Source organism: Marimonas arenosa, from assembly GCF_030848945.1.
Taxonomy (GTDB): Bacteria; Pseudomonadota; Alphaproteobacteria; order Rhodobacterales; family Rhodobacteraceae; genus Marimonas; species Marimonas arenosa.
In genome coordinates this window covers 266,872-289,017 of the sequence record NZ_JANHAX010000001.1, presented here as the reverse complement: position 1 = coordinate 289,017, position 22,146 = coordinate 266,872, and the positions used below count along the sequence as shown (strand labels likewise).

The 22,146-nt window shown below is 63.5% G+C and carries 22 protein-coding genes; 16 read left to right on the top strand and 6 right to left on the bottom strand.

Going from position 1 to position 22,146, the window contains the following annotated elements:
• Positions 1-13: 13 nt before the first annotated feature.
• Positions 14-730: an RlmE family RNA methyltransferase gene (locus NO357_RS01450; protein WP_306733830.1), complete on the bottom strand. Its 717-nt coding sequence runs from the start codon at positions 728-730 to the stop codon at positions 14-16.
• Between the two features lies 1 nt (position 731).
• A complete protein-coding gene (locus NO357_RS01445) occupies positions 732-1,844 on the bottom strand; it encodes a Ppx/GppA phosphatase family protein (protein ID WP_306733829.1) in 1,113 nt (370 codons plus the stop codon).
• A 175-nt stretch (positions 1,845-2,019) separates the two neighbouring features.
• Here NO357_RS01445 and NO357_RS01440 point away from each other — a divergent pair, with 175 nt between their 5' ends.
• From NO357_RS01440 to NO357_RS01420, 5 genes are all read left to right on the top strand, one after another.
• A complete protein-coding gene (locus NO357_RS01440; protein WP_306733828.1) occupies positions 2,020-3,915 on the top strand; it encodes a PhoX family protein in 1,896 nt (631 codons plus the stop codon).
• 171 nt (positions 3,916-4,086) lie between these two features.
• Entirely contained in the window at positions 4,087-4,383 is a 297-nt protein-coding gene (locus NO357_RS01435) for a virulence factor (protein WP_306733827.1), read from the top strand.
• 28 nt (positions 4,384-4,411) lie between these two features.
• Complete coding sequence (locus tag NO357_RS01430) at positions 4,412-5,344, top strand: methylenetetrahydrofolate reductase (protein ID WP_306733826.1); 933 nt, start codon at positions 4,412-4,414, stop codon at positions 5,342-5,344.
• Between the two features lie 4 nt (positions 5,345-5,348).
• Positions 5,349-6,431: a dihydropteroate synthase gene (locus NO357_RS01425; RefSeq protein ID WP_306733825.1), complete on the top strand. Its 1,083-nt coding sequence runs from the start codon at positions 5,349-5,351 to the stop codon at positions 6,429-6,431.
• Between the two features lie 46 nt (positions 6,432-6,477).
• Positions 6,478-7,407, top strand: coding sequence for a glucokinase (locus NO357_RS01420; RefSeq protein WP_306733824.1), 930 nt, complete (start codon positions 6,478-6,480; stop codon positions 7,405-7,407).
• Positions 7,408-7,443: 36 nt separating this feature from the next.
• On the opposite strand, the gene NO357_RS01415 is transcribed toward NO357_RS01420, so the two are convergent.
• From NO357_RS01415 to pdxH, 3 genes are all read right to left on the bottom strand, one after another.
• The gene (locus NO357_RS01415; protein ID WP_306733823.1) at positions 7,444-7,935 is read right to left on the bottom strand and encodes a DUF192 domain-containing protein; all 492 of its coding nucleotides are present in this window, start codon (positions 7,933-7,935) and stop codon (positions 7,444-7,446) included.
• A gap of 4 nt (positions 7,936-7,939) precedes the next feature.
• On the bottom strand, positions 7,940-8,476 hold the full coding sequence (locus NO357_RS01410) for a cold-shock protein (protein ID WP_306733822.1): 537 nt from the start codon (positions 8,474-8,476) through the stop codon (positions 7,940-7,942).
• Positions 8,477-8,589: 113 nt separating this feature from the next.
• A complete protein-coding gene (pdxH, locus tag NO357_RS01405) occupies positions 8,590-9,195 on the bottom strand; it encodes a pyridoxamine 5'-phosphate oxidase (RefSeq protein WP_306733821.1) in 606 nt (201 codons plus the stop codon).
• A gap of 97 nt (positions 9,196-9,292) precedes the next feature.
• On the opposite strand from pdxH, the gene fabI reads away from it, so the two are divergent.
• From fabI to NO357_RS01365, 8 genes are all read left to right on the top strand, one after another.
• Positions 9,293-10,099 (top strand): enoyl-ACP reductase FabI, encoded by an 807-nt coding sequence (gene fabI, locus NO357_RS01400; protein ID WP_306733820.1) that lies wholly within the window; start codon positions 9,293-9,295, stop codon positions 10,097-10,099.
• Between the two features lie 8 nt (positions 10,100-10,107).
• Positions 10,108-10,713, top strand: a complete 606-nt coding sequence (locus NO357_RS01395; protein WP_306733819.1) for a LysE family translocator — start codon at positions 10,108-10,110, stop codon at positions 10,711-10,713.
• Between the two features lie 12 nt (positions 10,714-10,725).
• A complete protein-coding gene (gene gpt / locus NO357_RS01390) occupies positions 10,726-11,247 on the top strand; it encodes a xanthine phosphoribosyltransferase (protein WP_306733818.1) in 522 nt (173 codons plus the stop codon).
• A 135-nt stretch (positions 11,248-11,382) separates the two neighbouring features.
• Complete coding sequence (locus tag NO357_RS01385; RefSeq protein WP_306733817.1) at positions 11,383-12,558, top strand: aminotransferase; 1,176 nt, start codon at positions 11,383-11,385, stop codon at positions 12,556-12,558.
• Between the two features lie 94 nt (positions 12,559-12,652).
• Entirely contained in the window at positions 12,653-14,491 is a 1,839-nt protein-coding gene (locus NO357_RS01380) for a peptidylprolyl isomerase (protein WP_306733816.1), read from the top strand.
• An 8-nt stretch (positions 14,492-14,499) separates the two neighbouring features.
• Complete coding sequence (gene trpE / locus NO357_RS01375; protein ID WP_306733815.1) at positions 14,500-16,011, top strand: anthranilate synthase component I; 1,512 nt, start codon at positions 14,500-14,502, stop codon at positions 16,009-16,011.
• A gap of 147 nt (positions 16,012-16,158) precedes the next feature.
• The gene (locus NO357_RS01370) at positions 16,159-16,722 is read left to right on the top strand and encodes an rRNA large subunit pseudouridine synthase E (protein WP_306733814.1); all 564 of its coding nucleotides are present in this window, start codon (positions 16,159-16,161) and stop codon (positions 16,720-16,722) included.
• An 85-nt stretch (positions 16,723-16,807) separates the two neighbouring features.
• On the top strand, positions 16,808-17,539 hold the full coding sequence (locus tag NO357_RS01365) for an O-methyltransferase (protein ID WP_306733813.1): 732 nt from the start codon (positions 16,808-16,810) through the stop codon (positions 17,537-17,539).
• Between the two features lie 153 nt (positions 17,540-17,692).
• On the opposite strand, the gene NO357_RS01360 is transcribed toward NO357_RS01365, so the two are convergent.
• On the bottom strand, positions 17,693-19,606 hold the full coding sequence (locus tag NO357_RS01360; protein WP_306733812.1) for a divergent polysaccharide deacetylase family protein: 1,914 nt from the start codon (positions 19,604-19,606) through the stop codon (positions 17,693-17,695).
• A 127-nt stretch (positions 19,607-19,733) separates the two neighbouring features.
• On the opposite strand from NO357_RS01360, the gene NO357_RS01355 reads away from it, so the two are divergent.
• Genes NO357_RS01355 through trpC form a run of 3 tightly spaced genes read left to right on the top strand, consistent with a single transcriptional unit; the run spans position 19,734 to position 22,146 of the window.
• Complete coding sequence (locus NO357_RS01355) at positions 19,734-20,315, top strand: anthranilate synthase component II (RefSeq protein ID WP_306733811.1); 582 nt, start codon at positions 19,734-19,736, stop codon at positions 20,313-20,315.
• Positions 20,312-21,334: an anthranilate phosphoribosyltransferase gene (trpD, locus tag NO357_RS01350; RefSeq protein WP_306733810.1), complete on the top strand. Its 1,023-nt coding sequence runs from the start codon at positions 20,312-20,314 to the stop codon at positions 21,332-21,334. Before NO357_RS01355 ends, trpD begins: the two co-directional genes overlap by 4 nt.
• The gene (gene trpC, locus NO357_RS01345) at positions 21,331-22,146 is read left to right on the top strand and encodes an indole-3-glycerol phosphate synthase TrpC (protein ID WP_306733809.1); all 816 of its coding nucleotides are present in this window, start codon (positions 21,331-21,333) and stop codon (positions 22,144-22,146) included. The genes trpD and trpC overlap by 4 nt, the downstream gene beginning before the upstream one ends.

Here is a 22,146-nt window from a genome sequence, read left to right as displayed (position 1 = left end):
AGCAGTACGGTGTTCAGCCGCGGAACCCGGTGGCAACGACGAATTTTTCGGAACTGTCCGAACGACTCGCGGGCGGCTTGACGTTGGCCACCTTGGCAAATTTCTGTTTGAGGATCTTCTGCAGCTCGCCCTCGGCCCCGCCGGCCAGCACCTTGGCAACAAACGTGCCACCCTCTTCCAACACATCGAAGGCAAAATATGCCGCCGCCTCGCAGAGCGCGATGATGCGCAAATGGTCGGTCTGCTTGTGCCCCGATGACGCCGCCGCCATGTCGCTCATCACCACGTCGGCCTTGCCGCCGAGCCACTCCTTCACCTTGTCGTCGGCGCCATCCTCCATGAAATCGAGTTGGTGGATCTCAGCGCCTGGAATGGGGTCGACCGCCTGCAGGTCGATACCGATGATCCGTCCCACCGCCTTGCCCGGCTTTTCGCCGAGCGCGTTGATCCGCGGCACCGCCACCTGGATCCATCCCCCCGGCGCGCAGCCCAGGTCGACCACCCTCGCCCCGGGCACCAGGAAGCGATACTTGTCGTCGAGTTCCATGATCTTGAACGCCGCCCTGCCGCGGTAGCCTTCTTTCTGGGCCCGCTGCACGTAGGGATCGTTGAGCTGCCGCTGCAGCCAGCGGGTCGAGCTGAGCCTGCGCCCGCGGGCCGTTTTGACCTTGACGGTCAGATCGCGCCTGCCCCGCCCGGACGTGTTCTTTCCAGTAGGTTTTTTTGCCATGTCAAAACGGCCCGTCTTCCAGCACGCCGTCAGCGCTCATCTGGGCATAGAGCAGGCCTTCGCGCAGGCCACGGTCGGCGACGCTTAGCCGGTCGGTGGGCCAGCACCTGAGCAGTGCCTGAAGGATCGCCGAGCCGGACATGATCAGCGCCTGCCGGTCCTGGCCGATGCGCGGGTCGCGCTTGCGCCCGGCGGGGCCGAGCCGCAAGTAGCCCTGGATCACCTTGTCGATCTGGTCCGAGGTCATCCTGAGACCATCGACCTTGGTGCGGTCATAGCGCCGCAGACCGAGATGGCTGGCCGCCACCGTGGTGACCGTACCGGAGGTGCCGACAATCTGGAAGCCTTCACGCGCCTGCTCGTCCTTGTAGGGGGCGAACTCGGCGAGGTTCTCTTCGAAGAACCAGCTCATCAGAGCGAACCGCGCGGAGTCGTCCTCGACATCGCGAAACTGATCGCGCAGGGTCGCCACGCCCAGCGGCACCGAAATCCAGTCCACCACCTTGGCCGCCGGAAACAGGCTTTCCACACCGTGGAACCCGGCATGCAACCGCATGATCGCGCGGGGCCGATCACGTTGCGGCACCGAGCTGAGGTCGATCCAGACAAGCTCGGTCGAGCCACCGCCGATATCGACGACCAGAAGTTGCTCGGTTTTTGTCGAGACCAGCGGCGCACAGGAGATCACGGCGAGTCTCGCCTCCTCCTCCGGCTGGATGATTTCGAGGCTCAACCCGGTTTCGCGCCTGACCTGGGCGATAAAATCGCGGGCGTTTCTGGCACGGCGACAGGCCTCGGTCGCCACCAGTCGCATGCGCTTTACCTTGTGGCGCTTCAGCTTCTGCTGACAGATCCTGAGCGCCTGTATCGTGCGCCCCATCGAGGCGCGGCTCAGCCGTCCGGTGCGTTCCAGCCCGGCTCCGAGTTGCACGGATTTGGAAAAGGAATCGACCACGTGAAACTGGCTGCCCTTGGGCTGGGCAATCAGCATACGGCAACTGTTCGTGCCCAGATCCAGCGCGGCGTAAAGCTGCGATGGATCCGGCGGATTGGGCGCGGGGCTCTCAACCGGTTTCGGGAACGCGCCCGCACCTTCGGGACGCTTGGGCGCCATGGCTATACGCCCTCCATTTCGAGTTATGTTCAAAGTAGGCTCAGGTCCGTTCTCGCGCAAGAGCTTTCACCATTGTCACATGGCTTTCATACCCGAACGGCATGGCTTGACCTGTGCGCGCTGGCCTCGATTTTGCGCGCATCGTCTTTTACAACAATCTCACCAGGAGCCGAACATGAGCCAACAGGATGAAATGAGCTTTGACGATTTCGACGAGGCGCTGAACCCGCGCGCCGAGACCTGTGATTTCGACGACGTGGTCGAGGCCGCCCTGTCACGCCGTGGCTTCGTGGGCGGCGTGCTGGCCGTGGGCGGGTTCGCCACGCTGGGCGGCGCCACACTGCCTTCGGGTGCGCGGGCCGAGACCAGCCGCTTCGCCTTCGAACAGATCGGCGCGTCGACCGCCGACACCGTCACCCTGCCGCCCGGCTACAAGGCGGAAATCGTCGTGCGCTGGGCCGATCCCCTCTGGTCCGAAGGCGCCGAATTCAACCCGGAAACCCGCGGCACCGCCGCAACCCAAGCGCTGGCCTTCGGCGACAACACCGATGGCATGGAGATCTTTCCGCATGACGGCCGGGTGCTTCTGGCGGTCAACAACGAATACACCAATCGCTCCATCATCTGGGGCAATCGCGGAGACGAAGGCCCTAATGCAGACGAGATCGAGAAAAGCCTGCTGGCTCATGGCGTAACCGTAGTCGAACTGGCCCATGGAGATAATGGCTGGGGCGTGGTCACCGACAGCCCCTTCAACCGCCGCATCACGCCGCGCACTGAAATGGCCCTGACGGGTCCGGCGGCCGGGCACGATTTGATGAAAACTGACGCCGACCCCACCGGCACCAAAACTTGGGGCACCTGGAATAACTGCGGGTCGGGCACCACGCCCTGGGGCACGTACCTGGCCTGCGAGGAAAATTTCAACGGCTATTTCAGTTCGTCCGAGGCCACCGAAGACCGGAAGGATGTCGAAATCGATCCGGCGCTGAAACGCTATGGCGTCTCGGCCAAGGACTGGGGTTACGGCTGGGCCCGGATCGACGACCGTTTCGACATCGCCAAGACCCCCAACGAACCCAACCGGGCCGGCTATGTCGTCGAAATCGACCCGACCGACCCGAACTCCGTGCCGAAGAAACGTACCGCCCTGGGCCGGTTCAAGCATGAAAACGCCGAATGCGTCCTCAACTCGGGGGGCCGACTGGTGATTTACATGGGCGATGATGAGCGCGGCGAGTTTCTCTATCGCTATGTCTCGAACGGCGTCTATGCGCCGGGCACCGACACCGACGACCTGATGGAGAACGGCACGCTTTACGCGGCGCGTTTCCATGCCAACGGCACCGGTGAATGGCTAGAGCTTTCGGAAGAGGTTACCGGCATGATCAAGGCGGAAATCTGCATTCATACCCGGCAGGCAGCCTCCAGTGTGGGCGCCACCACAATGGACCGCCCGGAATGGGTCACCGCCAATCCCAACGCGCCGGAGATTTACTGTGCGCTGACCAACAACAGGTACCGCGGCATCAAGCCCAACAAGGGCGGCGATCTGACCCCGGCGGATGGCCCGAACCCGCGCGTGCAGAACAACTACGGCCAGATCGTGCGCTGGCGTCCCGACAGTGGCGACCACACCGCCGCCGGCTTCGCCTGGGATCTCTACGTCCTGGCGGGCAACCCCGCGGTGCACGGTGACGCCTATGCCGGTTCCGAAAACGTCAATGTGGGCAACATGTTCAACTCGCCCGACGGGTTGGCGTTCGATTCCAACGGCCTGCTGTGGATCCAGACCGACGGCAGATACTCGGACGAAGGCGATTTCGAGGGCCAGGGCAACAACCAGATGCTGGCGGGCGACCCGGTGACGGGCGAGATCCGCCGCTTCCTGGTGGGGCCGAAGGAATGCGAGGTCACCGGCCTGTGCTGGTCACCCGACCGGCGCACCATGTTCGTGGGCATCCAGCACCCGGGCGAACGCGGCAATTCGCATTGGCCCGACGGCGGCGCTGCGGTGCCGCGTTCGGCGATCATCGCGGTGACGCGCGAGGATGGCGATTTGCTGGGCTGACCCGGTTCAACATCTTCTTGAAAATTATGAGCGCGTGCCCAGGTGGCGCCCGTTTCACATAGGCTCTAGGTTCTGGCGACGTCGCAACATCGCGTTGCGGCGTCGAAAACCGACCCTTACCCGCCCCGGCGCTCCAGTAGAGAGGGCGCAGGACTAGGAAGGAATCAGCTGATGCCGGACGTCACCATCGTTTATTGGCGCGATATCCCCGCCCAGGTCATCGTGGGCAAGGGACGGCGCGGGGCTAAACACCCCCTGCCCGAGCGCTTCGAACAGGCGATCGACCGGGCCGCGATGAAGGTAGGCGCGTCGGACACCGACGCCTATCTTGCCGAATGGCGCAAGGCGCCTGCCTATTCCGTCGACGGAGAGCCCGCCGATGTAGCCGCAAGCGAAGCAGCCCGCATCGACGCGGAATATGATCAGGACCGCATCCGCGCCCTGATCGCCAACGATGGTCGGGACTGACCCCCCGATGCGCCTTTGGAGTGCGATGATGTCTTTGCTGAACTTCCGCAAGAAAGAGGCCGATCTGGCCACCCCCGTCAACCCCGAGATGGCGGCCTTCCTCGAGGGCTACTCCATTGAGGTGATGCCGCGCACCGCTGAGAAGGTCGAGGATTTCCGTGATCTGCTGCCCAAGGGCACAAGGGTCTATGTCGCCCATATCGAGGGCACGCCTATCGAGGACATGGTCGCCACCGCCGCGCGTTTGAAGCGCGAAGGCTATGATGCGATGCCGCATTTCCCCGCGCGCATCATCAAGGATGCGGCGACGCTGGAAAACTGGATCTCGATGTACCAGGGCGAGGCCGATGTGAAACAGGCGCTCTTGCTTGCCGGAGGCGTGTCCGAACCGCATGGCGATTTCCACTGCTCGATGCAGCTGATGGAGACCGGACTGTTCGACAAGGCCGGATTCACCCGGCTGCATGTCGCCGGCCATCCCGAGGGCAACCGCGACATTGACCCGGACGGCAGCATGAAGAATGTCGAGGACGCCCTTCAATGGAAACAGAAATTTTCGGAACGCAGCGACGCGACGATGGCAATCGCCACCCAGTTCGCGTTCGAGGCAAAACCGATCATCGCCTGGGCAAACGGGCTCAAGCAGGCCGGCATCGACCTGCCCGTGCATATCGGCATTGCCGGCCCGGCCAAGCTGCAGACGATGATCAAGTTCGCCGTCACCTGCGGCGTCGGTCCGTCGATCCGCGTGCTGCAGCGCCGCGCCAAGGACGTGTCGAAGCTGCTGTTGCCTTATGAGCCGACCGAGATTCTGACCGATCTCGCCGCCCACAAGGCCGCGCATCCCGATTTCAACATCGCGCAGGTCCATTTCTTCCCGCTCGGCGGCATCAAGACCAACGCCCAATGGGCCATCGATCATGGCGGCGCCAAGGCGGTGTCCGCAGCGCAACAAGGATAACCCCATGACCCGGACGATCGTCGAATCGAAAACCAAGACCGCCATCATCGGCTTTGATCAGCCGTTCTGCGTGATCGGCGAGCGGATCAACCCGACCGGCCGCAAGATCCTCAACGAGGAACTGGAACGCGGCGATTTCTCGCGCGTTGAAGCCGACGCGGTGGCCCAGGTCGCGGCCGGCGCCACCGTGCTCGACATCAATTCGGGCGCCGTGTTCTCGAACAAGATGGCCGAAGACCCGCGCTATGCCGACAACAATTTCGTCGAGCCGACTTTGATGAAGCAACTGGTCGAGGTGGTGCAAGCTGTGGTCGACGTACCGCTCTGCATCGACTCGTCCGTCCCCGGCGCGCTGGAAAACGGTCTCGCGGCCGCCGAGGGACGACCGCTGCTGAATTCGGTCACCGGCGAGGAAGAGCGGCTGGAAGCGATCCTGCCGCTGGTCAAGAAATACAATGTCCCCGTTGTGGCGATCTCGAACGACGACACCGGCATCTCCGAGGACCCCGACGTTCGCTTCGCGGTGGCCAAGAAGATCGTCGAGCGCGCTGCCGATTTCGGTATCCCGGCGCATGACATCGTGGTCGATCCGCTGGTCATGCCGATCGGCGCCATGGGCACCGCCGGACTCCAGGTTTTCACGCTGGTGCGCCGTCTGCGCGAAGAGCTGGGCGTGAACACCACCTGCGGCGCCTCGAACATCTCGTTCGGTCTGCCCAACCGCCACGGCATCAACAATGCTTTCCTGCCAATGGCGATGGGCGCCGGCATGACCAGCGCCATCATGAACCCGGTGGCCCTGCCCATCGGTCCCAAGGCGATCGCGGCGAAGAAAGAGGAAGTGCTTGCCGCTGGCGTGATCCTTCCCGAAAACATCGACGACGAAACTTTTGTCACCCTCTTCGGCATCGGCTCTACCCTGCCGCGCCCGGGCAAGGAGATGGAAGCGATCCGTGCCGCCAACTTCCTGACCAACAACGACGAGGGGGGCGCCGAGTGGATCCGCTTCAACAAGGTACCGCTGAAACCCGGTGAAGAGGCTCGCGGTCGTGGTGGCCGAGCGGGAGGCCGCCGCCGCCGCGCCTGAGCCATCCGGAGGAAACGAACACCCCGCCCCGAAAGGCGGGGTTTTCTTGTCCCGGGGTTCGCGCCATCCTATCGGCATGGTCCGCCCCTTTCTCGTCGCCGATATCGGCGGCACCACCAGCCGTTTTGCGTTGTCTGACGGTGTGCGTCTGCGCCACGACAGCATCCGCCGCATCGCCAATGTCCGCGCCTCCGGCATCGCGGTTCTATTGCAGGAGTATCTGAAGGACGTGGAGGTCACACCTGCCGTTGTCTGTCTTGCTGCTGCTGGTCCGGTCAGCGGCGAGACGATCCGGTTGACCAATCGCAACTGGCAGATCAGCCGCGCCGAGATCGCGCGGGCCACCGGCTGCACCGATGTCGTGCTGCTTAACGACCTCCAGGCGATGGGCTATGCCCTCGCCGTGTCCGGGATTGCCGGCAGCGCCATAGAGCAGCCCCGCCTCGTCCTGGCCCTGGGCACCGGCAATAACGCCGCCGTCGCCCATCCCCTGCCTGATGGCAAAGTCTGGGTGCCACCGGCAGAGCACGGCTATCACTCCCTGCCCTTCACCACGCCCGAAGACGCGTCGCTGCTGGCCGCCCTGATCCAGGATTTCGGCAGTTCCGCCATCGAAGCCGCCCTGTCGGGTCCGGGGCTTAGGCGGTTGCACCGCCTCCGCACCGGCGAAAGCCGCCCGGCCGACGACATTGCCGCCCCGGCACCGGGGTGCGAGGCCACACTTGCCGCCGCCCTGCGGCTGCTCGGCGCCTATCTCGGCTCGCTGGCGCTCACCCACTTGCCCTATGGTGGTCTTTACCTCGCGGGCGCAGTCGGACGGGCGCTCTACCAGCACCTGTCTGATCCGGGCTTCCAGCATCATTATGGCGCCCGGGGCGCCTATAGCGACCTTATGCGCCAATTTCCCCTGCGCCTGATCACCGACGAAGCTGCACCGCTGCACGGCGCGGCGCTCTGCCTTGCCCAGTCGCGTTGATCCGCATTTTCATCGGATCACGGTCAACGTTCCCAATCACGTGCAAGGCCAGGCAGCGCCTGAACCGAAAGCAGGGTGCCGCATCTCGCTACCTGGAGAGATTCCCAGGGCGCGAGCCAACCCACCGTTTATTTCGAGCACGACCAGGATGTCTTTTCCGCCGGGAATTGGTGTCCGGTCGCCCGGGACCGCCATATGGTGCACGTGCCGCACCACACCGCGGGGATCAAGGAACACCATGTCGAGCGGGATCAGGGTGTTTTTCATCCAGAAAGACACGACGCTGGGACGGGGATAGATGAACAGCATGCCATGGCTCTTTGGCAGGCTTTCGCGATGCATCAACCCGCGAGCGCGTTCACCGATGCTGTCGGCGATCTCGACCGTGAACCGTGCTGACCCCCAGGGGCCGCGCAAGAACACGGTATCCTCACGGCACCCGGCAGCCCATCCAGGAAGCGCCAATGTCAGGTAAAGCACGCCACCGAGACATGCGCGCAACAGACCAATGGTCACAATGCGCCGCATCGGCTCAGTGATCTTCGGGTTTGAGAGCGGCCTCCCAGGCGCAGACTTCGGTCGCCATGCGGCCGCGCTTGCCGTCGATCACCCGGATCGCCAGCGCCTCGCCGGGCAACAGATCGGCGAGGCCCGAGCGGCGCAGCACCTCGATATGGACGAAAACGTCCTCGCCGCGGCCAAACACGTTGGCAAAACCGAATCCCTTGCCCTTGTCGAACCATTTCACCCGCGCCGGCTCCAGTGGCGCGGTTTCCATCACCTTCGGATCGATCTCGGCAAAGTCCGCCAAAGGCAGGCCGCCCGTGCCCTCCGGAGGCTCGATCTTCAGTACTTCCACAGCCTGAACGCCGCGTTCGGTTTCCTGCACAAGGATGTGCACACGCGCACCATCTGCCACTGAACTCTGCCCGAAATTGCGCAGAACATTGGCATGCAGAAGAATATCTGGTCCACCCTCATCGGCCACCACAAACCCAAATCCCTTGGCGGGATCGAACCACTTTACCTGACCGAAGACTTCACGGGCGCTGTTCGCATCCTGTTTCAAGTTTCCTGTCCATCAAATTCATCCCCACTCCTTGTCTGACGCAAAGCGCCCACCAGTTTCAAGGAGAAAAATGTTTTCTCGTTCAAGTACTTGCTTTTCACGTAACGTGAAATTCAAGGATTGAGCCGCTGAATCCTCCAGTTTTCATCAGGTTCCTGCCTTACCCAACGGAACCTATCATGCAATCGGAACGCTCCGTCGGCCCAAAACTCGATCTCGCTGGGCACAATTCGGTAGCCTCCCCAGAAGGGCGGTCGCTTCGGATTCATGCCCTCCCGGGCGGTCACCTTGGCCACTTCGGCCACCAACGCGGCGCGGGAACTAAGCGGTTGCGACTGCTGTGAAGCCCAGGCGCCGAGACGGCTTTTTAACGACCGCGACGCGTAATACGCGTCTGCCTGCGGTCCCTCTTCGCGGCTCACTGTGCCCCGTACCCGGATCTGGCGACGCAGCGACTTCCAGTGCAGCACAAAAGCCGCCTTACCGGCGCCTTCGATCTCGGCCGCCTTGACGCTTTCATAGTTGGTATAGAACACGAAGGCCGCATCCTCGATTTCCTTCAGCAACACCATGCGCACATTGGGCAGGCCGTCCGCGTCTACCGTGGCCAGCGCCATGGCATTGGGGTCGTTGACCTCGGAGGCCTCGGCCTCTGTCAGCCACGCACGGGCGATCGCAAACGGATCGTCACCGGAAAAAATCCCGCTGCGGTCGGACATCTCTTCCCCCTTCTTCCCGCCCTTGATGCACCCTATTCAATCGCCTAAAGAAATCAAACAGCAATAAAGGCGCGCGCGACGCGGGAACGGGGGACAGATGTCAACGAACTTGATGGCGGGGAAACGGGGCCTGATCATGGGGCTCGCCAACGACAAATCCATCGCTTGGGGCATTGCCAAGGCCTGCGCCGAAGCCGGAGCCGAGATGGCGTTTTCCTACATGGGCGATGCCTTCCGCAAGCGCGTCGCGCCACTGGCCGAGCAACTGGGTGTCGAGACGCTGATCGATTGCGACGTTTCCGACCCCGCCTCGATCGACTCCGCCTTCGCCGAGATCGAGGCGAAGTGGGGAAAACTCGATTTCATCGTCCACGCCATCGGATTTTCCGACAAGAACGAGCTGCGCGGCCGCTATGTCGACACCAGCAAAGACAACTTCCTGATGACGATGGACATCTCGGTCTATTCCTTTACCGCGGTCATGCAGCGCGCTGAAAAGCTGATGGGCGACGGCGGCTCGGCGCTCACTCTGACCTATTATGGCGCCGAGCAGGTGATGCCGCACTACAACGTGATGGGTGTTGCCAAGGCCGCCTTGGAAGCGTCGGTCAAATACATGGCCGAGGATCTGGGCAAGGACGGCATCCGCGTCAACGCCATCTCCGCCGGCCCGATCAAAACTCTGGCGGCCTCCGGCATCGGCGATTTCCGCTATATCCTGAAGTGGAACGAATACAACTCGCCGCTGCGCCGCAATGTCACCATCGACGATGTCGGTCGCTCTGCGCTCTACCTTCTGTCGGACCTGGCATCGGGCGTCACCGGCGAGAACCTGCATGTCGATGCCGGCTATCACATCGTCGGCATGAAGGCGGTAGACGCGCCGGATATTGAAAAGGGCTGAGGCGACGCATGACGCTCGCCCACCTCATCGCTTTCAACCTCACGCTGCTGGCGGCCATCGCCAGCCCTGGACCGTCGCTACTGTTCCTGACACGCACAACGCTCGCCCACGGCCGCGCCGCCGGTATTGCCGTGGCGCTGGGTCTGGGGACAATGGCGGCAACATGGACACTGATGGCGCTTCTGGGGCTGCAGACGCTCTTTGCGCTCTTTCCCTTTGCCTATGTTGCGCTCAAGGCTGCGGGCGCGCTTTATCTCATCTGGATCGCGCTGCAGACTTGGATCCATGCCCACGCACCTCTCGGCCAGGCCGCACCCGTGTCACACCAGCGGTTCTTCGCCTCGGGACTTCTGGTCAATCTCGGAAACCCGAAATCGGTGCTTTTTGCCGCTGCCGTCCTGCTGGTAATCTTCCCCGCCGACCTCACCACCAGTGAAAAGGCGTTCATCTTCGCCAATCACCTGATCGTCGAATGGACGGTGCAGCCCGCGTTGGCCGTACTGCTCTCGACAAGCGCCATTCGTCACCGTTACCTCGGCGCAAAACCGCTGTTAGATCGCATTGCTGCTACCGTGCTTGGCGCGCTGGGACTGCGATTGCTGATCGAAAAGTAAAAGGACGCTGCCATGACCGATAACCGCCTGCCCCACGAAAAAGGCTTTCACGTCAGCTGGGACCAGCTCCACCGTGATGCCCGGGCCCTGGCCTGGCGGCTGGACGGCAAAGGCCCCGACGCTGGCAATTGGCGCGCCGTGGTGGCGATCACCCGCGGCGGTATGGCCCCGGCGATGATCGTCGCGCGCGAGCTGGACATCCGCACGGTTGATACGATCTCGGTCAAATCCTACCACTCCGGCGGCGGCAAGGCCGACCAGCGGCGCGAGGCCGAAGTGCTGAAGGCGCCCGACAAGGAGATGATGGGCGATGGCGAAGGCATTCTGGTGGTCGACGATCTGGTCGACAGTGGCAAGACTCTGGAACTGGTACGCAAGCTCTATCCCAAAGCGCATTTCGCCTGCGTCTATGCCAAGCCCGAGGGCGAAAAACAGGCCGACACCTTCATCACCTCGGTCTCTCAGGATACTTGGATCTTCTTCCCCTGGGACATGGCGCTGCAGTATGTCCAACCCTATCGCGGGGTTGACTAACCCCTGCGTCTGCGAAGAGTGCAGGTCTCTCCGCAGAGAGTATAGTACGCATGATGGAACAGCGGCGCCCCGTCCTGCCTGCTGCCCGAAACACGCCCGCTAGAGGCACCCGACTTCGCGATCCGGAACATCCGCATGAGACCAAGCAGAACCGCTGTTACCTTCCGCCCGCCGATCATGGAGGCGCAGCGCTGGATGCAAGGCGTCAGCTTTCCGCCAGACCGGCCACTGATCAACGTGAGCCAGGCCGCCCCGGTCGCTGCACCTCCGGAAGCTCTGCGCGCCGAAATGGCCCGTATCGTGCAGCACGAGATCTCGGCCCATCTCTATGGCCCCGATCTCGGCCTACCCGCTCTGCGGCAGGAGATCGCGCGGCAATGGTCGGAGTTCTATGGTGGCAGCGTGGCGTCCCGGCAGGTCGCTATTACCTCGGGCTGCAACCAGGCCTTTTGCGCTGCTTGTGCCGCGATTACTGCCGAAGGCGATGAGCTCCTGTTGCCAACTCCCTGGTACTTCAACCACAAAATGTGGTGCGACATGAGCGGCCTCTCAGCCGTGCCGCTGCCCACGGCAGCAGATCTCATTCCCGATCCGGACACTGCCCGAGAGCTGATCACCGAACGGACCCGCGCCATTGTACTGGTAACACCCAACAACCCCGGCGGTGTCGAATATCCCGCTGACACGATCCGCGCCTTTTTCGAGCTGGCGCGAGACCACGGTATCCACCTGATCGTCGATGAGACCTACCGCGATTTTCACGGCCAATCGGGCGCACCGCATGATCTGTTCAGCGATCCTGATTGGCCGAAGACACTGATCCAGCTCTACTCTTTTTCCAAGGCCTACCGCCTCACCGGCCATCGCGTCGGCGCGATGATCACCTCGGAAGCGCTGCTGTCGGAGGTCGAGAAATTCATCGACACGGTAACGATCTGCCCCAACCAACTGGGTCAGCGGGCCGCGCTTTGGGGGATGCAGAATCTCGGTCAGTGGCTCGCCGGCGAGCGAGCCGAAATTCTCGACCGCCGCGCGGCGATCGCGGAAGGATTTTCACGGCTTGAGGCGAAAGGCTGGACACTGCTCGGCCTGGGGGCCTATTTTGCCTATGTCGAGCACCCATTCGACATGCCCTCTGACAAGCTGGCGCCGATCTTGGTTGAAAGGGCCGGCATCTTGCTTCTGCCGGGCACCATGTTTCAGCCTGAGGGTAGCACCGACGGCGCCCGCCAGTTGCGGATCGCGTTCGCCAATATCGACCGTGCCGGCATCACCGCCCTGCTTCAACGTCTGGAAAACCTCGCACTTTGACCGGCCCGGCCTTGCTCCTCTCGAGGCAAAGCAATATGCATCATTTCGACCGCAACGGCACGCGGCGCAAAGACCGGCAGGAAAGGGTCCCGCAATGGCAGCAGGCAGCACAAAGAAAACCGTCGTCTGGGTGCTCATGGCGCTTTTGATCTTCGGGCTTGGCGGCTTCGGTGTGACGAATTTCTCCGGAAACCTACGCTCGATTGGAACGGTGGGCGACCAAGAGATCACCGTGTCGCGCTATGTTCGCGCCGTGCAGGACGAAATGCGCGCGATCGAGGCCCAGATCGGCCAGCCTCTGCCCTTCGACCGGGCGCGCGAAATGGGCATAGACCAACTGGCGTTGGCCAAGCTGATCGCTTTCAAGGCGCTCGATGCCGAAGCCGCGGCGCTCGGTGTATCGGTGGGTGACGAAAACCTGCGCGATCAGTTGCTGCAGATCCAGGCCTTCCAAGGGCTCGACGGCGGCTTTGATCGCGAGGCCTATACCTTCTATCTCGACCGCTCCGGCCAGTCCGAATCCGACTTTGAAAACGAATTGCGCGGCGAACTCGCCCGCGGGCTGTTGCAGGCTGCCGTGCTGTCCGGAGTGCCGTCTTCCCAGACCTATGCCGACATCATGGTCGCCTTCCTCGCGGAGCGCCGTGATTTCACCTGGGCCAAGCTGACCGAGGCCGACCTGGCCGCGCCGATGACGGCACCCGATGAAGACGAGCTGACCGCTTTTCACGCTGAGAACGCCGACCTGTTCACCCTGCCGGAACGCAAGCGCATCACCTATGCCTGGCTGACCCCCGAGATGATCCTCGACCAGGTCGACGTCGACGAAGCCGCGTTGAAGGAACTGTACGAGGCACGCGCCGAGGAATTCAATCAGCCGGAACGCCGTCTCGTCGAACGGCTCGCCTTTGCGGACGATACCGCGGCCGAGAATGCCAAGGTCGCCATCGAGTCGGGCGACAAGACGCTTGAAGATATCGTCGCCGAACGGGGGTTGGAGCTTAGCGACATCGATCTCGGCGATGTTCGTGAATCGGATCTCGGCGAAGCCGGTGGGGCCGTGTTCGGTGCCGAGACCGGCGACGTGGTCGGGCCGTTTCCCTCGGACCTGGGGCCTGCCCTGTTTCGCGTGAATGGCGTGCTCGCCGCGCGCACGACCAGCTTCGAAGACGCTCGCGATGACCTGCGCGAAGAGCTTGCCGGCGACCGCGCTCGGCGCATGATCGACGACATGCGCGACGGCATCGACGACTTGCTGGCTGGCGGCGCGACGCTGGAAGAGGTGGCACAGGAAACGGAAGTGCGGCTGGAACAGGTCGATTGGACCCCCGATGCCTCGGACGCCGCCGCGGGCTATGCCGCCTTCCAGCAAGAGGCTGGACGCGTCACCATTGAGGATTTTCCGGAGATTTTCGCGCTCGATGACGGCGGTATCGTGGCGATGCGCCTTGATGCAGTGGTTGCGCCCGAGTTGCAACCGCTGGACGCGGTACGCGACGCTGCGGAAGACGCCTGGCGCGCACAGAACCTCAGCGAGCGCCTGACTGCCCGGGCCGAGGCGCTGTTGCCGCAGATCACGCCTGAGGCCGACCTGGCCGCGCTCGGCCTTACTGTCACCGAAGAGCGCGACATCACCCGTGGCAGTTTTGTTCCCGGGACCACGCCGCAATTCCTGCAGGCCGTATTCGAAATGCAGCCGGGCGAGGCACAGGTGCTGCCAATTCCCGATGGCGCGTTGATCGTGCGGCTCGATGCGGTCAACCCGCCCGACACCAACGACCAGGATGTCAGCGCGCTCGGTGCCGCGCTGGTCGAACAGGCGGCCTCGGCCCAGTCACAGGATCTGTTCCAGTATTTCATCAACGATGTGCAGACCCGGACCGGCCTCGAACTCAACCAGCAGGCGATCAATGCCGTGAACGCCAACCTCTGAGCCGCATCATGGAGCTAACCCCCACCTACGAGGAATTCGCCGCTGCGTACGAGGCCGGAGAGAACCAGCTGGTTCATACCCGGCTCGCGGCTGATCTCGACACGCCGGTGTCGCTGATGCTCAAGCTCACCGGCGCCACCCGCGATGCCTTCATGCTCGAATCCGTCACTGGCGGCGAGGTGCGCGGACGCTATTCGATCATCGGCATGAAGCCCGACCTGATCTGGCAGTGTCATGGCGAAACAAGCCGGCTGAATCGCCACGCTCGGTTCGACGCCAGTGATTTCGAGGACCAACAGGGCCAGCCTCTCGATAACCTTCGGAAGCTGCTGGCGGAATCCAAGATCGACTTACCCGCCGACTTGCCCGCCGCCGCCGCAGGGCTATTCGGCTATCTCGGCTACGACATGATCCGCCTGGTCGAGCGCCTGCCCGACGTGCCGCCCGACCCGCTGGGCTTGCCCGATGCCACGCTCCTGCGTCCGACCGTTGTGGCGGTACTCGACGGCGTAAAGGGCGAGGTCAGCGTGTGCTCGCCGGCCTGGGTCAGCGACGGTCAATCGGCCAAGGCGGCTTATGCACAGGCCGCCGAACGCGTGATGGACGCAGTTCGCGATCTCGACCGCGGGTTGCCGCAGGCCAGCCGCGACCTTGGCGAGGCACACGAAGATGCCCCGCCGGTGTCGAACTTTACCAAAGAGGCCTACATGCAGGCCGTCGAAACTGCCAAGGATTACATCCGCGCCGGTGACATTTTCCAGGTCGTCCCCAGCCAGCGTTGGACACAGGTCTTCCGCCAGCCACCATTTGCGCTCTATCGTTCACTGCGGCGCACCAACCCCTCTCCCTTCATGTTCTACTTCAATTTCGGCGGATTCCAGGTCGTGGGGGCCTCGCCTGAGATCCTGGTCCGGGTCTTCGGCAACGAGATCACAATCCGCCCGATCGCCGGCACCCGACCACGCGGCCACACGCCGGAGGAGGACCGCATCCTGGAGCGGGATCTGCTATCGGACGATAAGGAACTGGCCGAGCACCTGATGCTGCTGGACCTTGGCCGCAACGATGTCGGCCGGGTGGCGAAGATCGGCAGCGTGCGGCCGACCGAAAAGTTCATTATCGAACGCTACAGCCACGTCATGCATATCGTCTCGAACGTGGTAGGTGAACTGGCACCCGAGCACGACGCGCTGTCGGCGTTGTTGGCCGGTCTGCCCGCCGGCACCGTCTCGGGCGCGCCCAAAGTGCGCGCCATGGAAATCATCGACGAACTCGAACCGGAGAAACGCGGCATCTACGGTGGTGGTGTCGGCTATTTTAGCGCAGGCGGCGACATGGATGTCTGCATCGCCCTGCGCACGGCGGTGGTGAAGGACGAAAACCTCTACATCCAGGCCGGCGGCGGCGTCGTTTATGACAGCGACCCCGAGGCCGAGTACCAGGAGACGGTACACAAGTCCAACGCCATCCGCCGCGCCGCCGCCGATGCCGCGCGGTTCACAGGCAACGGCAATGGTTGAACCGGCCAAGCCGGCGCACCACCCCGTCGCCTTGCCGCGGCACCTTCTGCGGCGTCATCTTTCCGAAAACACGCAAGGGGATGGTGAAGCCATTCAGCTGCGTCTTGCGCCTTCGGGACGGGGCCCGAACACGCCACCCCGGCACCGATGACCCGGCTTATCCTGTTCAACAAACCCTATGCCGTGCTGTCGCAGTTCACCGACAAGAGCAACACCGACAGTCCCCGCGCCACGCTTTCGGATTACATCACCGAGAAAGACGTCTATCCCGCCGGACGGCTCGACCGGGACAGCGAGGGACTCTTGCTGCTCACCGACGACGGGCGGCTGCAAGCCCGCATCTCCAACCCGCGCTTCAAGCTGCCCAAAACCTATCTCGTGCAGGTCGAAGGTCTGCCCACCGACGATGCACTCGACAAGCTCCGCCGCGGTGTGACCCTCAAGGACGGCCCGACCCGCCCGGCACAGGTTCGCCGCGTGCCCGAGCCCGCCTGGCTCTGGCCGCGTACGCCGCCGGTCCGGTTCCGCAAGTCGGTGCCGGACTGCTGGCTCGAGCTCACCATCACCGAAGGGCGCAACCGACAGGTCCGCCGGATGACCGCTGCCATCGGGCACCCGACCCTGCGGCTGATCCGGACACGAATCGGCGAATGGCGCCTCGACGGTCTCTTTCCCGGAGACTGGCGTGCCCTGCCCGCCCCCCGATCCTGACCCCCTGCCGGTTTGACAGCTTCACGACCCTGCGCTATGCGCCGGTCTCGGCCCCAGCCCTTACCGCAACCAGAGAACCCCGACCATGACCCGCAAAGTCCTCAACCGGCTCTACAACCGCTGGTGCCGCGCACGTTTGAAAAAAGCCCTGCCCGGCATTCACTCGGAACTTGCCGACTACGCGCAGCAATCCGATACCACCGGCACGCAGTGGGCAACGCTCTGGTGGGCCGTTCATGGCATCCTGACCTACAAGCCCTCCGAGGTTCTCGAATGCGGCACCGGGGCTTCGACCCTCGTGCTGTCTGCCGCGGTGCAGAAACTTCGCGACGCGGATCCTGCTTATACGGGCCGGGTAACTTCGATGGAAAGCGTCCGGGAATGGTATGACATCGCTGCCGCCAAGCTGCCCGAAAAATACCGCGACACAGCGGCGATCATCCACGGCCCGCGTGAACTCTACGAGGTCGGTATGTTCCGCGGTTACATCCACGGGAACATTCCGCCGGCGGACTACGATTTCGTCTTCCTCGACGGTCCATACTTTTCCGACGACCGCGGCTCTGCTTTCTGTGCCGACGTCTTTCGCGCGATGGAGCTGAGTTCTGCCCCCTTGATTCGCGGCGTGATTGATGGGCGGCTTTCATCGGGATTCGTTCTGCAATGCCTCTTCGGACCCCGCGCGGTTCGCTACTGGCGGGTGTTCATGACCGCCACCTTCCGGCTGCGTAATCAGGACCTGACCGTGCCGGCCAATTCTTCCGATTTCCGCTCAGGCATCACTGGTCGGCTCAGTTTCCGCAAGTTTCGGGAGTGACACCAAACCCGTGCGCCTGCGATCGCTGGCTCTTGTCCGGACACCTGCCACTGGCATCGACCCAGATCCGTTGTTGACCTAACTCGGTTCGCCGAAATGCCTCTACGTTTTCGTGCCGACGACCGTCTTGGCGTTGGACCTGGGCTGAAGAAGCTATCGCGCGTCCAAAAGCTGACTCACAGGAGCCAACGCGACCTGCCCCGCGCGATCTTCGAGGCCCCACAGAAGCAGTGCCGTCACCGTGTCCGGCTGCAACCGACCGACCAGGACGACCCCGCCCTCGTTGCCCGCATTGAGCGCGCCATAGCTGAGAAACCGTCTGATCGCACCGGCCCTCTGGTCCTGTCCATCGATGTCGCGGAAGATCACCGAAGACGGTACGCCGTTCTTGGCCGCGAGTTTCTGGGCCGTGTTCAGCCCCTTGGGATACAACAACAACCCATGACCGCTGGCGGCTAGAATCTGTGCGACCTGGTCGCTGACCTTTCGGTCAAACTGAATTCCGTCGCCCGGGGCCTCCATAACGCCAACCGCTTCGGGCACCTTGCCCATCAGCACCGGCATCGCCACCTCGACGTCCGTCGGCGACGCCCCTTGCGGCAATGCTACCATCGCCAGAACCTCGAACCCCGCCGTGCGGAAGATTGCCATTCGTTCAGCGGCATCTTCTCGGCTGGTGTCGATGGCGAAACTCAGCGGATAGGGAAAGCTCGACAGCGCTTCGATGCCAACCGGGCCCGGCCCCTGATCGATAAGAACGATTGCCATTTTCGGCTTTCCGTCGACACCTTGGAAGTCGGCAGCGAAGCGCTTGACGGGCGGCAGGGCACTGGTGTCGGGCGCCGACGAGGCGCCGTCGTCCGCAGCGGCGGCCTGCGCCTCGCGTGAGGCGCCCAGCAACGGTAGCCGGCCACCTTGCTCTTCGCCGCTCCCAACCGAAGGCAGCCGCCCGGTCTGCACCCCAGTGCCAAGGTTCTTGAACCCCGACGCCGGCTTGCCGACACGAATGGCTGTCTCCGAGGACGGCTCGGGCGCCGTTTCCGCCTGTGCGTCCGTGGCCGCGCCGGTCACCACAGGCCCGGTTTGCCGGGCCGCGGACTCGGGTTTGGCAGGCTGTTCTGTGGTTCGGCTGACAACCGTCGCGGTCTCGCCGGAATCCGCTTGCGCGACAGCGGCGGGTGCCGGTGCCGCCGTCTCTGTTTTGGGGTCAGTTTCGGCCTGTGCCGGTCGTGTCGGTACCGCAGGGGCCGTCGCCACGTCAGGAGCGGATCCCGGTTCGGCACGGCTGACAGCCTGTCCCGCCATATCCGACGGTTTCGGCGTATCCGCCGCCCCGCTGCCCGCCATCGCGACGCTGTCGCTGTCCGGAATATCCGGCGCGGCCAACTCTGCCGGGGCAACGCTCTGTACCTCAGGCACAGGGGCAGCGATTTCAGTCTCGGGCTCCGGCTCTGTCACAGGTTCGGGCTGTGCCTTTCCCACGGAATCGGTATCGGCGGATTTTCCCGACATCGCCTGTGCCGCCGAATCGAGTGGCGGCTCGCTTGCAGGTTCGGTCTGCTGGGCGGTCTGCGTGGCCTCTGTGGCAGGTGGCGTCGGCTCAGCGGGTTCGGTCGAAACCAAAGGCGCCGGTTCTTCCGTCGGCGGTTGTGGCGCGACGGCAATGGTACCTGGCTGAACCGGACTGTCAGAAAGTAGCGGAATGTCCGTCGACGCCGACGGAAGGCTCTCGGCTGCGGGTGCGCTAGGCGCCTCCTGCACTGCGCCCGTTGCGGGAGGCTGCGGCGGCACGGTATCGGCATCTTCCAGATGCGCAAGCGTGTCCGGAGCCGGTGCCCTGACTTTCGACACTTCAACCGGAGCGCTCACCGGTTCGCTGGCCGGCAAGCTGGTCGCGCGATCATCACGCGACTGGCGGAATTCCGTGCCCGCCGGAACATCGAGCGCGGTCGCCTCAGGCGGGGCATCTTGCATGACCGGACCGCCGGTCAGCAATGACAGCCCCACCGCGGCTACGACGGAAACCGTCAGCCCTAGCACCGCGCCGCTCAGAAATCCCCTAGCCACTGCGTCTACCTCATTTTTCCTGCCCGTCGGGACAGTGCGCCCCCTTGACGGTGCGCAACAAGCCTGAACATGTATACCGCGACCAAGGGCCGGGCCTCCAGCCCTTTAACGTGCGAAAGTGGGCAAGATGCTGCTGCTGATCGATAATTACGACAGTTTCACCTATAATTTGGTGCATTACCTGGGCGAACTGGGCGTCGATGTGGTGGTGAAACGCAACGACGCACTCGACGTCCAGCAAGCCATGGCGCTCAAACCGGCGGCTATCCTGCTGAGCCCGGGGCCCTGCGACCCTGATCAGGCCGGTATCTGTCTGGCACTGACGACGGCTGCAGCCAAGACGCGCACGCCGCTGATGGGAGTGTGCCTGGGACACCAGACCATCGGCCAGGCCTTTGGCGGCAAGGTGGTGCGCTGCCACGAGATCGTGCACGGCAAGGTCGGCGAGATCCGCCACACTGGTAAAGGCATCTTCAAGGGGTTGCCCAGCCCGTTCAAGGCCACACGGTATCACTCGCTGGTGGTTGAGCGTGACAGCCTGCCTGACTGCCTCGAGGTCACGGCAGAACTGGAGGACGGCACTATCATGGGGCTGCAGCACCGCGACCTGCCGATCCACGGGGTACAGTTCCACCCGGAATCCATCGCCTCGGAACATGGCCATGAGATGCTGAAGAATTTTCTCGACGAAATGAAGGTGCCGGCATGAGCGACACGCTGAAACCCCTGATCGGCGCCGCCGCCGATCGACCGCTGAGCCGCGACGAGGCTGAAACTGCCTTCACCATCCTGTTCGAAGGCGAAGCTACGCCAAGCCAGATCGGCGGCTTACTGATGGCGCTCCGGACCCGCGGCGAAACGGTCGAGGAATATGCCGCCGCAGCGGCGGTGATGCGGTCGAAATGCCACAAGGTTGCCGCCCCGACCGAAGCAATCGACATCGTCGGCACTGGCGGCGACGGCAAGGGCACACTCAACATCTCGACCGCGACGGCCTTCGTGGTGGCCGGTGCCGGCGTACCGGTGGCCAAACATGGCAACCGCAACCTGAGCTCGAAGTCGGGCGCGGCGGATGCCCTGACCGAAATGGGGATCAAGGTCATGGTCGGGCCGAAAGTTGTTGAAAACGCGCTCAAAAGCTGCGGCATCGCCTTCATGATGGCGCCGATGCACCACCCGGCGATGGCGCATGTCGGGCCGACCCGGGCCGAGCTTGGCACCCGCACGATCTTCAACATTCTCGGGCCGCTGACCAACCCGGCTGGCGTCAAGCGCCAGTTGACCGGCGCGTTCAGCCGCGACCTGATCCGCCCGATGGCCGAGACCCTGGGCCAGCTCGGCAGTGACCATGCCTGGCTGGTACACGGCTCGGACGGAACTGACGAGATGACCATCACCGGCGTCACGTGGGTGGCGTCGCTTGAGGAAGACGGCTCGATCCGCGAGGCCGAGTTGCATCCCGAGGATTTCGGTCTGCCGGTTCATCCGTTCGCGGACATCCTCGGCGGCACACCTGAATACAATGCCCGAGCCTTCAAGGCCCTGCTCCAGGGAGAACCTTCGGCCTATCGCGACGCGGTACTGCTCAATGCCGCTGCCGCACTGACCATTGCCGGCAAGGCCAGCGAGCTGCGCGAAGGCGTCGAGATGGCCCGTGAGAGCATCGACTCGGGCGCCGCCCGTGCCAAGATCGACTGCCTCGCACAATCAACATCGGAGGCCGCATGACGGAAACCGTCCTCGACCGCATAAAAGCCTACAAGCTGGACGAGATCGCTGCTGACAAGGCCGCCAAGCCGTTGGAAGAGATCGAAGCCGAGGCGCGGGAGGCATCACCGGTGCGCCCCTTTGCCGAGGCGCTGTTCGAAGCGTCGCGAGCAGGTTATGGGCTGATCGCCGAGATCAAGAAAGCGAGCCCGTCCAAGGGCCTGATCCGGGCAGATTTCGACCCGCCCGAACTGGCCAAAGCCTATGCGGAGGGCGGCGCCACCTGTCTCAGTGTCCTGACTGACACGCCCAGTTTTCAGGGCGCGAAAGAGTTCCTGAGCCAGGCGCGCGAGGCCTGTTCTCTGCCGGCGCTGCGCAAGGATTTCATGTACGATCCCTACCAGGTGGCCGAATCCCGCGCGCTTGGCGCCGACTGCATCCTGATCATCCTGGCCAGCGTCACCGACGATCAGGCCGAGGAACTGGAAGATGCGGCGACAAGCTGGGGCATGGACGCGCTCCTAGAGGTCCATGACGAGGCCGAGTTGGAGCGCGCCGCGCGTCTGAACAGCCGGATGATTGGAATCAACAACCGCAATCTCAAGACGTTTGAGACCACGCTCGACACCACACGGCGCCTGAGCAAACTGGTGCCGGCCGACCGTATGATCGTCTGTGAAAGCGGCCTGTCCAGCCCGGCCGACCTGGCCGACATGGCGCGCTATGGCGCGCGTTGTTTCCTGATCGGCGAAAGCCTGATGCGACAGGACGACGTTGCCGCGGCGACCGAGGCGCTGCTGGCCAATCCGTTGAGATCTGAAGGGGGCCTTTGA